A 14016-nucleotide genomic window follows, 5' to 3' on the forward strand; every position below is an offset into this window, starting at 1 on the left:
GGCATCAGCCTTCCCTTTCGGCGGTGACATCGAACAGATCGCCGCGGCCATCAACCTCGATTTCCACCACCCAGCAATCCGGATCGAAGCGGATCTCGCGGGCAATCGCCTGATCGACCGCCTCGCCGTCTGCCTCTTGCAACCGGATCTCGAACAGCCGGCCAGGCGCGCGATCATCAAAGAAACTTTGGGGTGCGGGGGCATAGAGCGTTTCGTGGCCAAGCCGCGACCGCTGCCGGATGAAAATCGCCCCGGCGTCTTCGGCGCCCTTTCGAAGCACGGCCGCATAGCCGCCGAGGTTGAACACCCGGCGGAGAAGAGCGGAGACGAAGAGTTCGGATTTCAGGCGCATGGCAGGCAGATACACCGGCGCGGGTTGCAGCGCAAATGTCGCGACAGCGGAAAGCTGCGCGCCACTCGCAGGACATTGACGCGAAGCCCCTCATCCGGCCTGTCGGCCACCTTCTCCCCGCGAACGGGGAGAAGGACCAAGCGGCACCCTCGATCGTCCCCTCTCCCCGTTTGCGGGGAGAGGGTCAGGGTGAGGGGCAAAGCTGGCCTGGATTTTCATCGGACATGCGCGCAACACCTCAGAGCGCGCCGATTTCCTTCATCTTCTTCAGCACCTTGTCGCTCGGCTGGCCGGTTTCGGGCAGGCGGTAGTGCTTCTCGAAATGGCGGATGGCCGAGCGGGTCTGTTCGCCCGCCACGCCGTCGATCGAGACGTCGGTATAGGCAAGGTTGCTCAGGCCCTTCTGGATGTTCATCACCAGTTCGCTCGAGGCCGGGATATCGACCTTCGGAATGAACTGAGGATCGATCTCGGCATTGCGGATCGCGGCGGCGACCGGGTCGAGTTCGCCCTTGCCGCCCTTGACGTTCTGATAGGGCCGATCGGCAGGCCGGGCAGCGGTCAGCGTCCTGCCCTTGGCCGGCTCCTTGTGCAGGGCGGCGAGCAGCGTTTCGTTCGCAACGCCGGTTTCCGGGCGGCCGGCCTGCTTTTCGAAGCGCAGGATCGCGGCTGAGGTCTTCGGGCCGGTCTTGCCGTCGGCGGGGCCGTCATAGAGGCCGCGCCGGGCCAGTTCCTTCTGGATGCCCGCCACCAGCGCCAAGCCCGTCACCGGCGTTGCTGCCGGCTGGACTTGCGCCGCTTCCGCTGCGGGTTCCGGCTTCGGCTTATCGATCGGCGCCGCCGCGGTGTCATCCTCCCGCTGGATGACGAAGGTCGTCACCTTGCGCGGCGAAGCGCCGGCCGGTTCCTCGTCCAGACCGGCGATCTGCGGATGTGTGAACGGCAGGCGAGTGCGCAGGAGCGGTGACGGATGTGCGCCCGGCTGGTACCACATCGCGTTCGCCGCGATGAAACTGAACGCCACAACGAAAGCCGCAGAGCCGCCAAAAAGACGGGGATTGCGCGAGACGAGGCGACTGGCGACGATCAAACCGCGGCCGACCACCACAAGGCCCGTCATTGCAAGACCGGGCCCGCGCTGCGCCTTCTTTTTCCGCTCAGGCTGTTTTCGCTTGCGAGCCGTCATGGCCAGCGCCTCCAATCCTCACGTCAACTTCCGCCCGGTCCGCTTCCGCAAGCGCCCGGCCGTTCGTTGTCTTGCCCGCGCGCTCCTTCAGGCGCGGCGGAAACTCCACCATTGTCTGTTCCACAACTTCATGCTCGTCCGCGACACGGATGCCGGAGCCGTCAAGCGGAATTGTGACCGTGATCACCGTTCCCTCGCCGGAACGGCTGGCCAGGTCGAACTGGCCGCCGTGCAGCGCCACCAGCCCCTTGACCAGCGACAGGCCAAGGCCGGTTCCCTCATATTTCCGGGTATAGTCGTTCTGGATCTGCACGAAAGGCTGGCCGAGCGTCGCGAGCTGGCTCTCGGCGATGCCGATGCCGGTATCGCTAACGGTCAGCTTCAGGTCGCTGCCGGAAACCTCCGCATCGATGGTGACGAGGCCGCCGCGGTCGGTGAATTTGATCGCATTGCCGACGAGGTTGATCAGGATCTGCTGCAGGGCGCGCTGGTCGGCATTGACCTCGCCCACCGTGCGCATGATGCGGCTGGTCAGCTGCACGCCCTTTTCGCGCGCCTGCAGGCCGAGCATCGCCTCGCAGGCATTGACCACCTCCGACACCCGGAACGGTTCCGGCATCAGTTCGTAGCGGCCAGCCTCGATCTTGCTCATGTCGAGCATGGTGTTGACGACCGATAAAAGGTGGGCGCCCGACTGGTTGATCAGCGCCACATATTCCCGCTGGCGGTCGTTTTCGAGCTTGCCGAAATATTCGCCGGCAAGGATGTCGGAAAAGCCGAGGATGGCATTGAGCGGCGTGCGCAGCTCGTGGCTGACGGCGGCCAGGAAACGGGTCTTGGCGTCGTTGGCCGTTTCTGCGAGCCGGGTCTTCTGCACTGCCTCTGCCCGCAGGCGCGCCTCTTCGGAGACGTCGCGCGACTGGACAAGAATGGAAGAAAGTCGGTGCCGTTCATTGCCGAGCGCGGTCATCTCGCAGCGCATGTGCACGAACTGCTCGCCCTCGACAAAGACATTGGGCCGCTCGAACCGGATATCGATCGTCGCCTGGCGGCTGCCCTGGCGCAATTCATCGATCGCCTGCAGGAACAGGATGCGGTCGGAAACGTGGATCTGCTCGATAAAGCCGCGCCCCAGCGGATTGCGCATCCATGCCACGTACGATTCCGCATCTCGCCCGTGGATGGCGGTGACCGAACCCCTGATATCGTGGATCGTGACGAGACCGGCGAAGCAATCATAATGCCGCGCGCCGTTGTCGGCAGGCGCCGGCTCTGATCCGGCCGCCGGCAGGACAACCGGACGGTTGCGCACATAGGCGATACCGCCTGCCACCGTCATCAGCGCGGCAGCGGCGACGAGTGCCGCACCAACGGGCAAAGCCAGCGAAACGGGCAGCGCAGCCGACAGCGCCAGCGGCACCGAGGGGAAGGCAACAAGAGCGATGGCGGCCACGGCGCGAACAACGGCGAGTTCACTGCTTCTCTCTGGCTCGCCGGCCACCTGACGCGGCAACCACAGGCGTGCAGCGTCGTCCACGCGGGACGCCATCTTGCCAGCAATGTTACGCAATACGCTCACGTTTAACCCTGTATGCTCGTTTTTTCGCGGAATCCATCATGGTTCCGTCCTTATGCGAGGCCGTCATCCCGGGCCCAAAAACGGGCTTGCCGGAAGATGACTTCACCTATCCGAATTTCGCACCGGCGGCTTAATGAAAGGATAAATCAAATTGCCGCAAACCCCGCGGAATCGCCCGAAAGTCCCATTCCGGGACAAATCGCAACGGCTTCGTCTTTTGTGGTTAATGGGGCGTAAGCAACGGATTTCAGGCGGTTTTTCCCACGACATTAACCTTTATGGCAACACCACCCTGACCGCGACCCAGCGTTTGCAGGACAGCCGGACAGGCCCTCGCCATGATCCTTAATGGCGTCCGTTAAAATGCACGTAAAATGCAGTTCAAATGCCGATATCGACAATTTTACGAAAAGACGGTGCAAATGCGAACGGTTTTGGCAAAGGCATGTTCCGAATCCCCGCCTAAGGTGTGATGACAAGGCGCCAGGAAGCGAAGCCGGCAAAGACCGGACGCCAGGCGCCGGACCAAATGCCGGACCAAAGGCCGGACCAAAGGATTGGGCAAAACAATGTGGTTTCTGATCAAGGGAACATTCTGGTTTTCGCTGGTGCTGGTGCTTCTGCCGTTTCTCGACCCGTCGAGCAGCGCGACGCTTGAAAAGGGTCCAAAGGTGGATGTCGGCGACACGATGTCGGCCGCGACCGAGGCCTTCGGCTATATCAGCGCGCTCTGCGTGCAGAAGCCGGACGTGTGCGAAAAGGGTGCCGAGACCTTCGTGGCGCTCGGCCACCGGGCCCGCGAGGGCGCCAAGATCGCCTATCTCTTCCTCGACCAGCAATTCGCCGAGCCGAGCGACACGGTAACGACCGGCACCATCACCACTCCTGTGCCGGCCGCGGCTGTCACGACTGAAGAACCCGGCTCCGCCGAAGCCGAGCCGCTCTTCAACAAGATACCCGTGCCGGAAAAGCGCCTCGATCCGAAGACGGCTGCGGCGCAGTAAAACATAATTGAAAGCAGACAGACACCGAGCGAACGTCGTCCCGGACCTATTGAACAGCCGGACCATTGAATAGATGATGCGCTGACGTTTTCATGCGGAGGGGCAGTGTTACGACCGCCTTTTTACCGTCCGAACAGCTCAGAATGCGTGCCCAGCCTGACAAATTCGACGAAGTCGTCATCTGCATCATAGACGAGGAGAAAATCACCTCCGATATGGGCTTCCCTTGCGCCTTTCCACTCGTTACCGGAAAGCTCATGATCAGCCCACTCTGCTCCAAGCGGCTTTTTCAGAATAATCTCAGTCATCAATTCGATGACGCGATTCATGTCCATTTTGCCGGCCTTGTTGTACCGGTCCCAGTCTTTTCGAAATTGCTTGGTATACTCAGAGGCTCTCGGAAGAGAGGCTCGTCTAGCGGCGCTTGGTTTTCTCAAGTTGCTTGCTCGCAGAACTTGGAGTCGAGGCCTGTTCCTTCTTGCCATCGAGATCAGCGAAAAGCTCCTCCGGCGTCGCAAAGCGGGCCTTGCGAGCTTTCCTGATCTCACGAGCCTCTGCAAGAGCGGCACGGGTCGTTTCGTTGGGGACCTTGAGTTCAAGCGGAAAGCTCTGGCTAGCGACGACACGATGAAGAAACACTCGAACGGCCTCTGAAACCGAAAGACCGAACGATCCAAGAACCGCCGCAGCTTCTTCGCGGATGTCGTCATCGACCCGAACGTGAATCATTTTTGTGTTAGCAGCCATTTTAGGACTCCCATGCCGTGATTAGCTACCTGTCGGCCACTCACCTCAATGGCGATTGGTCAGCAAATGGTCAACCTATATGTATCTCAACTGCGATACAGTCAAGACCTGGGATAGCCAGAGGCGATGCGGATGGCGAGAACCACGGTAGCTTCCATTTTTTGTAGCATTTGCTCGAACGCCGGGACACAGGCTTCGGGGACCATTTCCGACGGCGCGACACCGACAACGCGCTGTATTGCGCAAAAACGCTTCACACTCCCCGGCATCGCGCCTATATGAAGGGCATGGATCAGATGAACACATCGCGGATCACGCCGCTTGCCGAAATCATCGACAATTGCTCCTATCTGGACGATTGGCAGGACCGGATGAGCTATGTCATCGAGCTCGGCCGCAAGCTGCCGGAGATGCCTGAGGCAAAGCGGACGGCCGAGACCAAGGTGCATGGCTGCGCCAGCCAGGTCTGGCTGGTCACCCATGCCGATGGCGCAAGCCGCGATCCGATCCTCACTTTCGAAGGCGAATCGGACGCGCATATCGTGCGCGGCCTCGTCGCCATCGTGCTGTCGATCTTTTCCGGCAAGCCTGCCTCGGACATCATCAAGATCGATGCGCTCGACCTGTTCGGCCGCATGGGCCTGATCGAATACCTGACGGCGCAGCGCGCCAACGGCCTGCGCTCGATGGTCAAGCGCATCAAGGACGAAGCTGCCCGGCGGCTGGCGGCCTAAGCCCGGGCCGGTCATATGCCGGTCACCGAGCCGGCTGCGAGGCCGCTCGCATCCGGCCGATACCCCTCCGCTCCCCAGACATGGCTGTGCCTGCTCGCGGAACGCGGCGGCGCGTAGTGACGGGCAAGCGCCATCAGGGCGGCGCGCAACATCAGTTTGGCGGAGCGCACCGGCCATTGCCGCTCCCGCTCGACGAGTTCCAATCCCTTCTGAAAGCAGCAGATATCGAGCGCGACGCCGCAGAGCTCCGGCCCGATCGCCTCCATCGCCTTGCCGACGCGCATCCGCGCGGCAAGCGCCGTGTCGCAGAGATCGGCCGTGCCGCCTGCCCCTCCCTTGGTCTTGGAAGCAAGGCGCGGCTCATAGGCCATGGTCAGGCGCGGCTGCAATTGCGCCCGGGTGAAATCGGCATGCAGCCGTTCTCCCGCGGCAAGCGCTTCGGGGGGCAAGAAGGCGTGGCCCGATTTCTCCTTCAGCCGGGCGATTGCGCCAAGCGGTGACTCCAGCGCGTTGACCCGCGCGGTCTGACGGATGCCATCGACGGATACCGTACGGTTTTCAGTGTCGCGATGCTGCTCCTGAAACGCGTCTTCCGACGCCAGCAAGGCGCGGCGCAGGAAGGCCCGCGCTTCGGACGTGGCGCGAATGCGGTTGCCGTCACGGACGACGAGGCCTAACGCGCAGGCCTTTTCCAACGCATCCAGCGGGAAATGCCGGGGCGGCCGGTTTGCGCCGGAGTGGAACGTCACGCCCCCCTCCACGGCGTCCATGAAGACGGCCGAATGACTTGCTGCGTATCGGACAAGGCGGACGATGGTCTTGTGGGCATCAACGGCTTTATTCATGCCCGCGACCTCCCGGCGCGCCAAAAACCGAGGTGATGACGCGCTCGACCGAGGCGACGAAATCATCGAAGGCCGGATCGTCGCGACGGTCCTCGACGACGTTGCAGGCATGGCTAACGGTCGTCCGGTCGCGGCCGAAAGCGTAGCCGATATCGGTGAGCGAAATCTGCAGCACCACATGGCAGACATACATGGAGATCTGCCGGACATGGCAGCTGGTGCGCCGGCGATCGCGCCTGAGCGGCACCCGCTCACCGACCAGCATCACCATCTCGGCCGCCAGCTGGCGCACGACGCGGCAGCGCAGATGGACGGCGACGGGCAGGACCGGTCCCCAGGGCTCGGCAATGCTGACCGCATCGCCCAATGGCGATGGCGAAGTCGACTTGATTTCCAGTGGCGGGCGTTGGCCGGCCGCCGCACGGGTGCGGTTCGGCGGCGTAAAATGATCGGCGGAAAAGGGGGCCATTTTGCAGAGGCGCATGATTTACTCCTTTAAATAGGAAATAATTCATACACCCTAGTGCGATTGCGGGGATGAAAGGAACGACCTTTCCGCAATCAAGCGTTGTTTTTTTGAGGTTTCTCGTTATTTATCCGAAAAAAATAGGTATATTTTCCTCTAGCCGCGAATCTGATGTCGGGCTCTTGCCGCTCGCGGGTGATAAAAAACCGGCCTGGTCTCGCCGGGCCGGTTCGCTGTTCAAAGGGCTGGGGCACCCTGCCCTTACTTGCCGCGACGCTTGCGGCGCTGGCCGAGACCCATTTCCTTAGCGAGGCGCGAACGCGCTTCGGCGTAGGCCGGAGCCACCATCGGATAATCGGCCGGCAGGTCCCACTTCTCGCGGTACTCTTCCGGCGACAGGCTATGGTGCGTCATCAGGTGGCGCTTCAGCGACTTGAAGGTGCCGCCGCATTCCAGACACGTGATCTGGTCATCCTGAACCGACTTGCGCACGGAAACGGCCGGCTTCGGCTTTTCAACGGCAACCACGACCGGAGCCGGGGCGCTGGTATTGTTCAGGGCGGCATGCACATCGCCGATCAGCGTCGAGAGTTCGGCAACCGGTACGACATGATTGCTGACATAGGCTGCAACGATCTCTGCGGTGAGTTCGACCAGAAGATCGTGGCCCGAGCCAAGCGTTAGATCCGTCATTCTTTCTTTCTCCTATCGGAATTCTTCCAACATGCACGCGACGGGGATCGCGTGCACAACCAAAACATGCGAAGAAAATGTCCGAAAACCGCGTTAAACGACTCTGATCCGAAGTTTTCCCTCGACAGAAACCGTAAAACCGCGACAAGCTCTCATATTACTCCAAATTCCGGGGTTTGAATACATCGCCAAAGCGCCGGGACATACCGGCTCCTCAAAGCAACAATCAATATTCACAACCCATGCTGGAATTTCGGAACGAATTAATATGGAAATGGACACTTTGCTTTTACTCGATTAACACTGATCGAAGAAAAGTCCAATAATAATTTGTGCGAGATCTAGCCTACTCATCTTGGACTGTGGCGCCAACCGTCACCGCGATGGAAACATTACGTTACATCTAAAAAAAGACATGGCTTTGTGTTGGCGGGCGAGCGATTCTCTACGTCCAATCTGCTGCAGTTCTTTCAGACATTTAGAGATTATCGGACTTCCGCTTTTCCAATGGCAATTGGTCGGTGACCGAAAGATTGGTGAGCTTGTATCCCGCCTGATGGGCGGCCTTGGCGAGAAGATGGGCGGAAATCGGCGCAGTTAAGACGAAAAAGGCGAATCCGGCGAGCGCTCTGAGCAGAATGGCGATATCGAGCGCGTGCAACCCCGCCGCCAGCAACAGCAGTCCGGAGCCGACAGTGCCTGCCTTCGAGGCTGCATGCATGCGCGTGTAGAGGTCCGGAAAGCGCAGAATCCCCAGCGCTGCCACCAGGCTGAAGATCGAGCCGACCATCATGAGCACGCTGACTGCGATCGCCACGGGCATATCGGGACCGGTGCTCATCGGCGGCCTCGCTTTCTCGGGCGCCGCGCCGTTGCCAAGGCCTTGCCGGAGGCACGGCCTGATTCCGGCGACAAGCCGCGGGCGAGAATGAAGCGGGCAAAGGCGACGGTGGCAAGAAAGCCGACCAGGCTCAGCGCAATGGCGATGTCGATATAGAGATTGAAGCCGCTGCGGATGGCGATGACGGCAATGAAACCGATGGCGATGGCGACCAGCATGTCGAGGCCCAGCACCCGGTCCGGCAGGGTCGGGCCGCGCACGATCCGGCCCACCGTCAGCAACAGGCCGAGCGACAGGGTGACAAGCGCGAACGTGGTCGAGAAGGAAAGGATGGAGGACGCGCTCATGCCGGAAAAGCCTCCCTGATGCGGCGTTCGAAGCCGCTGGAGATCGCTCGCCTTTCGGCCGCCGGGTCATGGCAATCGAGCGCATGCACATAGAGCATCTTTCGGTCGTCCGAGACATCGACCGACAAGGTGCCGGGCGTGAGCGTGATCAAATTGGCGAGGAGGGTGATCTCGAAATCGCGCGTGATCGTCAGCGGAAAGGCAAAAATGCCCGGCCGCAGCCGCATGTTCGGCCTGAGCACCACGACCGCGACCTTGATTGCCGACAGCGCGAGTTCCTTGAAAAACAATCCTGCCAGCAACAGCAGCTTCACCGGGCGGACGCGATGCAGGCTGGCCGGCAGCCGCTCGCGCACCAGCATGAGCGACAACGCGCCGATCAGGAAGCCGAGCGCCAGATTATGGAGGGTGAAGCTGCCGGTGACGACCGACCAGACCAGGGTCAGCAGCAGATTGACGATGACGAATCTCATGGCGCGCTCCCGGCTGGAAAGACGGAACCCAGATAGGCGGACGGCTCGTTGAGCGTCAAGGCTGCCTTCTGGACGAGGCCGAGCAAGGTCTCGGGAAACAGTCCGATCAGGATGCTCACCGCCGTCAGGCCCACAAGCGGCAGCAGCAGCGTTGCCGGCAAGGCAGCCTTTCCCGACGGTGCGGCCGCGGCCGCCGGCCGCCAGTAGGCGAGCAGGAACAGGCGCGCCGTGGCGATCGTCGTCAGGAAGCCGGTGGAAAGCAGCGCCGCCGCCAGCCACCAGGCGCCGACGTCGAGGGCCGACTTGACCAGCATCACCTTCGGCCAGAAGCCGGAAAACGGCGGCAGGCCGGAGACTGCAAAGAACAGCATCAGCGACACCGCTGAAAACAGCGCATGACGTGTATAAAGCCCACTGAGCGAGGCCAGCGAAAAGCCGCCGCCGAGACGGGCGGCAAGCCCCGCCGTCAGATAGAGCGCCGTCATCACCACCATGGAATGCAGTGCGTAGAAGACCGCACCGCCGACGCCGCCAGGACCGCCGACGGCAATACCGGCAAGCATGGAGCCGATGCCGGCAATGACGAGGTAACCGAGCAGGCGCCGCGTGTCGGTCTGCGCCAGCGCCCCGAGCGCGCCGGTGATCATCGTCAGCGCGCCGACAAGCGCAATGACGAAGCTGAGCTCTTGCCGCTCTACCGGGAACAGCATGACGGAAACGCGGATCAGCGCGTAGATGCCGACCTTGGTGAGCAGACCGGCAAACAGCGCCGAGACGACGACGCGCGGCGTATGGTAGGAGGCGGGCAGCCAGAAGTTCACCGGAAAGGCAGCGGCCTTCATGCAGAAGGCGAGACTGTAGAGCGCAACCAGCGTCGTCAGCGGCGCGGTGCTCTGCAGCTCGCCGGCCTTGGCCGCGATATCGGCCATGTTGAGCGTGCCGAAAATGCCGTAGAGATAGCCGGTGGCGATCAGGAACAGCGTGGTGGCGACCAGGTTGAGGAAGCCGTATTTCACCGCCCCGTCGATCTGCGCACGCTCCGCGCCGAGCACCAGGAGTCCGAAGGACGAGATCAGCAGCACCTCGAACCAGACATAGAGGTTGAAGATGTCGCCGGTCAGGAAGGCGCCGCTGACGCCGGCCATCAGGAGCATCAGAAAGGGATAGAAGCCGTAGCGGCGGCCGCTGTCGTTGATATCGGTGACGGCGGCAACGGCGCCGGCGAGCGCCACCAGGGCCGCCATGAGCGCAAACAGCGCGCCGGTCAGATCGACCGTAAAGGCGATGCCGAAGGGCGGCAGCCAACGGCCCATGACCATCGTCACCGGACCGTTTTGAGAGACATGCCACAGGAGCGCAGCATCAAGCCCGGCCAGAACGCAAAGTGCCGCAATGGCGATCAGCGGCTGGAGAAAGGTCCGTGGCCGGACCATCATCAGCACCGCTCCGGTGCCGATGCACCAGGCGACGGGCAGGATCACCAGCCAGTCGAGCGCTGCCACCGGCTCAAGAACCAGCGCTGCGGACAGATCGGCGGGGGGCGGGGAAACGGCCATGGTTGCGTCAGTATCCCAGCGGCGGCAGCGCGGCGTCTTGCGGCTCGGCCACCCGCATCTCATCGGTGTTGTCGGTGCCAAGCGTGCTGTAAGCGCGCCAGGAGAGCACCAGCAGGAAGGCGAAGAACGAGAAGGAAATCACGATCGCCGTCAGGATCAGGGCCTGCGGCAGCGGATTGGCGACCGGCCCTGCCGGCACGTCGAGACCCGGCCCGATCACCGGCGGCACTTCCCGCATGATCCGGCCGCTGGTGAAGATCAGAAGGTTGACGGCATTGCCGAGGATGGCGACGCCCATCAGCATGCGGATGATGAATTTCGACAGAAGCAGATAGATGGCGATCGTCAGGAAGATGCCGGTCAGGAGGGCGAAAACGGGTTCCATCAATCCTCTCCCCTTTCCTCGAGCGACAGGGCGACGGAGGTCACCGCGCCGACGACGACCAGATAGACGCCGATATCGAAGGTCATGACGCTCGACAGCGGCACCTCTTCGCCGAGGATGACCGGATAGGTCCAAAGCCCCGACATGAACGGCACATGGAACACCATCGACACGAGGCCGGACAGCGTCGAAAGCAGCAGCCCTGCCCCGGCAATGGCCAGCGGATGAAAGACGATTGCCCGGCGCACGGTTTCGACGCCGAAGGCGATGCCGTAGATCGACAGGGCGGCAACCGCGATCAGCCCGCCGATGAAGCCGCCGCCTGGCTCGTTGTGGCCGCGCAGGAGCACGAAGAGCGAAAACAGCATCATCAGGCCGACGATCAGCGGCGCCACCGTGCGCAAGATCAGCGATTTCATCGGCTCGCATCCTCCGCATCGGGATCATTGTCGACGATGCGCCTGAGCGAGCCTGCCCGCAGCCGCACGAGCGACAGGATCGCCAGCGCGGCGATCATCACCACGGCGATTTCGCCCAGCGTATCCGTGCCGCGGAAATCGACGATGATGACGTTGACGACATTGGCGCCGTGGGCGATCGTCTTCGAATACTGGTTGAAGAAATCACTGAGCGCCGTGTCGAACGGCGCTTCCGTCACCTTGAGCAGAAAGAGCGTCGCACCGAGCCCGCAGGCCAGCGCGATTGCCATATCCGGCAGGGTCTCGCGACGCGGACGATGATCGGAGGGCGACAGCCTGAGCCGCGTCATGACCAGCGCCAGGATGACGACAGCGAGCGTTTCGACCATGAACTGGGTGAAGGCGAGGTCCGGCGCACCGAAGAGCAGGAAGATCACGGCGACCGAAAAGCCCTGGATGCCGAGCGAGACGATAGCCGTCAGACGGTCCTGCGCCAAAACGACCGCGACGAGCCCGATCGCCGCGATGACCATGATGGCGAGTTCATGCAGCGGAATGTCCTGCGGGAAAACCGGCGCCCGGGCCAGTTCGCCGTAGAGGAAGGGCGGTGCGATGAGGACGATCGCCAGCAGCAGGAATGTGGCCGTCATATAGGTGTCGAGCCGGCCAGTCTGCAGCCGCCGCGTCACCGTCGCGGACAGGCGGATGAGGCCGCGCATCGCCTGATCGAAGCCGCGGTCCGGCCCCCAGCCGATCGCGGCGAGAACGGCAGCGATCCCGCCGCGAAAACGCGCAAGCGCGAGATAGATGCCGATCCCGAGCAGAACGGTAAGGGTCGAGAGCGCCAGCGGAACGCCGATATGCGGCACCAGCGAGATGGTCACCACCCGCGCCTCGCCGGCAATGGCGGATGCCATCGGCGACGTGATCAGTTCATGGACGGTGCCGGAAAAGAGTGCGACCGTCAGCCCCTTCAGCGCCAGAACGGCAGGGCCGAGCCAGAGCAATATGGGAGCCTCATGGGGAGCCGTCGGCGTTTTCACCTGTTTGCCGACGAACGGCTTCAGCGCCACCGCGAAGGCGACGGCGAACATCAGGGCATTGCCGACAACGGCCAGCGCCGCGAAAATGATCGCGCGCCCGTCGAAGGACGACAGCGCCATATAGATTTCTTCCTTCGCCAGGAAGCCGGAGAACGGCGGCAGGCCGCCCATCGAAACGGCGGCGGCCATGGCAATGGCAAATGTCAGCGGCATGGCGAAGCGCAGGCCGCCGAGCCGGGTGACGTCACGCACTCCCGTTTCGTGATCGATGATGCCGGCGATCATGAACAGCGCCCCCTTGAACAGGGCATGGGCCACCAGGTAGAGCGCTGCCGCCTCGATCGCGTGGGGCGCGCCGAAACCGGTCAAGAGAACCAGAAGCCCGAGCGACGACATCGTCGTATAGGCGAGCATCAGTTTCAGATCGGTCTGGCGCACCGCCAAAAGCGCCCCGATGACGAGCGTCGCGGCGCCGAAAACCGGGAGGATGACCTGCCACTCCGCCGTGCCGCCCAGCACCGGGTAAAGCCGCATCAACAGATAGACCCCGGCTTTCACCATGGTCGCCGAATGCAGATAGGCCGAGACCGGGGTCGGCGCTTCCATGGCGTTCGGCAGCCAGAAATGGAAGGGAAACTGCGCCGATTTGGTGAAGGCGCCGCCAAGCACGAGGATCAGCGCAGCCAGATAGAGCGGGCTTGCCTTGACCGCCGGGCCGAAGGCGGCGAGCAGCGAAAACTGGGTGATGCCGGTGATGTTCCACAGGAGGAGCAGCCCGGCGAGCAGGAACAGCCCCCCGCCGCCCGTCACCACCAGCGCCTGAAGGGCTGCGCGGCGGGCCGCTTCGCGCTCATGATCGAAACCGATCAGCAGGAACGAGGTGATCGAAGTCAGCTCCCAGAAGACGAACAGCATCAGGAAACTGTCGGATGCCACCAGTCCCAGCATCGAGCCCATGAACATCAGGAGGAACGAGAAGAACCGGCCCTGATGCGGATGTCCCTTCAGGTAACCGCCGGAATAAAGCACGATCAGCGCGCCGATGCCTGTAATCAACAGGATGAAGGTCAGCGACAGTCCGTCGACCAGCCAGGAGAAGCTGACATTGAAGGACGGCACCCAGACATAGCCGCCGGTCACCACCTGGCCGCGCGCAATCTCCGCCGCGAAGCCGGTAAAATGCAGAAGGATCGCCACGGGAATGAGTGCCAGCGCCCAGGCGGCATTGGGACCGAGGATGCGGGTCAGGAGCGGCGCCACGATTGCGCCCAGGAACGGCAAAAGGAGAGCCAGAAATGTCAGATCGGCGACATTCATGGTTCCGATTGTTCCTTTCAAGGGTTGCG

General features: G+C 62.3%; 17 protein-coding genes. 2 read left to right on the forward strand and 15 right to left on the reverse strand.

Translation table 11 applies throughout. From position 1 onward, the window contains the following. Positions 1-4: 4 nt before the first annotated feature. The 3 genes from ACSQ2W_RS01890 to ACSQ2W_RS01900 form a co-directional block, all read right to left on the reverse strand. Entirely contained in the window at positions 5-352 is a 348-nt protein-coding gene (locus ACSQ2W_RS01890; RefSeq protein WP_436084713.1) for a DUF1491 family protein, read from the reverse strand. Between the two features lie 238 nt (positions 353-590). Continuing rightward, positions 591-1538, reverse strand: a complete 948-nt coding sequence (locus ACSQ2W_RS01895; protein ID WP_436084714.1) for a peptidoglycan-binding domain-containing protein — start codon at positions 1536-1538, stop codon at positions 591-593. After that, entirely contained in the window at positions 1510-3087 is a 1578-nt protein-coding gene (locus ACSQ2W_RS01900; protein ID WP_436087648.1) for a sensor histidine kinase, read from the reverse strand. Before ACSQ2W_RS01900 ends, ACSQ2W_RS01895 begins: the two co-directional genes overlap by 29 nt. Before the next feature lie 599 nt (positions 3088-3686). Between ACSQ2W_RS01900 and ACSQ2W_RS01905 the strand changes: the two genes are divergently transcribed. Next, positions 3687-4121 carry a DUF5330 domain-containing protein gene (locus tag ACSQ2W_RS01905; RefSeq protein WP_436084715.1) on the forward strand — a complete coding sequence of 145 codons (435 nt, stop codon included), beginning with the start codon at positions 3687-3689 and terminating at the stop codon, positions 4119-4121. Positions 4122-4243: 122 nt separating this feature from the next. Here the strand turns inward: ACSQ2W_RS01905 and ACSQ2W_RS01910 are convergent, their stop codons facing one another. Both ACSQ2W_RS01910 and ACSQ2W_RS01915 read right to left on the reverse strand, forming a co-directional pair. After that, positions 4244-4606 carry a type II toxin-antitoxin system YafQ family toxin gene (locus tag ACSQ2W_RS01910; protein WP_436084716.1) on the reverse strand — a complete coding sequence of 121 codons (363 nt, stop codon included), beginning with the start codon at positions 4604-4606 and terminating at the stop codon, positions 4244-4246. After that, positions 4536-4868 carry a type II toxin-antitoxin system RelB/DinJ family antitoxin gene (locus ACSQ2W_RS01915; protein WP_436084717.1) on the reverse strand — a complete coding sequence of 111 codons (333 nt, stop codon included), beginning with the start codon at positions 4866-4868 and terminating at the stop codon, positions 4536-4538. The genes ACSQ2W_RS01910 and ACSQ2W_RS01915 overlap by 71 nt, the downstream gene beginning before the upstream one ends. Positions 4869-5179: 311 nt before the next feature. Here ACSQ2W_RS01915 and ACSQ2W_RS01920 point away from each other — a divergent pair, with 311 nt between their 5' ends. Continuing rightward, a complete protein-coding gene (locus ACSQ2W_RS01920; protein ID WP_436087649.1) occupies positions 5180-5602 on the forward strand; it encodes a SufE family protein in 423 nt (140 codons plus the stop codon). Between the two features lie 11 nt (positions 5603-5613). Here the strand turns inward: ACSQ2W_RS01920 and ACSQ2W_RS01925 are convergent, their stop codons facing one another. The 10 genes from ACSQ2W_RS01925 to ACSQ2W_RS01970 form a co-directional block, all read right to left on the reverse strand. Beyond that, positions 5614-6447, reverse strand: a complete 834-nt coding sequence (locus tag ACSQ2W_RS01925; protein ID WP_436084718.1) for a DUF6456 domain-containing protein — start codon at positions 6445-6447, stop codon at positions 5614-5616. Further along, positions 6440-6931: a helix-turn-helix domain-containing protein gene (locus ACSQ2W_RS01930; protein WP_436084719.1), complete on the reverse strand. Its 492-nt coding sequence runs from the start codon at positions 6929-6931 to the stop codon at positions 6440-6442. The genes ACSQ2W_RS01925 and ACSQ2W_RS01930 overlap by 8 nt, the downstream gene beginning before the upstream one ends. Positions 6932-7174: 243 nt before the next feature. Next, complete coding sequence (locus tag ACSQ2W_RS01935) at positions 7175-7606, reverse strand: MucR family transcriptional regulator (RefSeq protein ID WP_436084720.1); 432 nt, start codon at positions 7604-7606, stop codon at positions 7175-7177. Positions 7607-8084: 478 nt separating this feature from the next. Continuing rightward, positions 8085-8447 carry a monovalent cation/H(+) antiporter subunit G gene (gene mnhG / locus ACSQ2W_RS01940; protein ID WP_436084721.1) on the reverse strand — a complete coding sequence of 121 codons (363 nt, stop codon included), beginning with the start codon at positions 8445-8447 and terminating at the stop codon, positions 8085-8087. Further along, entirely contained in the window at positions 8444-8794 is a 351-nt protein-coding gene (locus ACSQ2W_RS01945) for a cation:proton antiporter (protein ID WP_436084722.1), read from the reverse strand. Before ACSQ2W_RS01945 ends, mnhG begins: the two co-directional genes overlap by 4 nt. Beyond that, positions 8791-9267, reverse strand: coding sequence for a Na+/H+ antiporter subunit E (locus ACSQ2W_RS01950; RefSeq protein WP_436084723.1), 477 nt, complete (start codon positions 9265-9267; stop codon positions 8791-8793). Before ACSQ2W_RS01950 ends, ACSQ2W_RS01945 begins: the two co-directional genes overlap by 4 nt. Beyond that, positions 9264-10823, reverse strand: a complete 1560-nt coding sequence (locus ACSQ2W_RS01955; protein WP_436084724.1) for a Na+/H+ antiporter subunit D — start codon at positions 10821-10823, stop codon at positions 9264-9266. The genes ACSQ2W_RS01950 and ACSQ2W_RS01955 overlap by 4 nt, the downstream gene beginning before the upstream one ends. A 7-nt stretch (positions 10824-10830) precedes the next feature. Further along, on the reverse strand, positions 10831-11208 hold the full coding sequence (locus tag ACSQ2W_RS01960) for a Na+/H+ antiporter subunit C (protein ID WP_436084725.1): 378 nt from the start codon (positions 11206-11208) through the stop codon (positions 10831-10833). Beyond that, positions 11208-11627, reverse strand: coding sequence for a Na(+)/H(+) antiporter subunit B (locus ACSQ2W_RS01965; RefSeq protein WP_436084726.1), 420 nt, complete (start codon positions 11625-11627; stop codon positions 11208-11210). Before ACSQ2W_RS01965 ends, ACSQ2W_RS01960 begins: the two co-directional genes overlap by 1 nt. After that, complete coding sequence (locus tag ACSQ2W_RS01970; RefSeq protein ID WP_436084727.1) at positions 11624-13987, reverse strand: putative monovalent cation/H+ antiporter subunit A; 2364 nt, start codon at positions 13985-13987, stop codon at positions 11624-11626. Before ACSQ2W_RS01970 ends, ACSQ2W_RS01965 begins: the two co-directional genes overlap by 4 nt. Positions 13988-14016 lie beyond the last annotated feature (29 nt).

This window comes from Pararhizobium sp. LjRoot255 (assembly GCF_964252905.1).
GTDB lineage: Bacteria > Pseudomonadota > Alphaproteobacteria > Rhizobiales > Rhizobiaceae > Pararhizobium.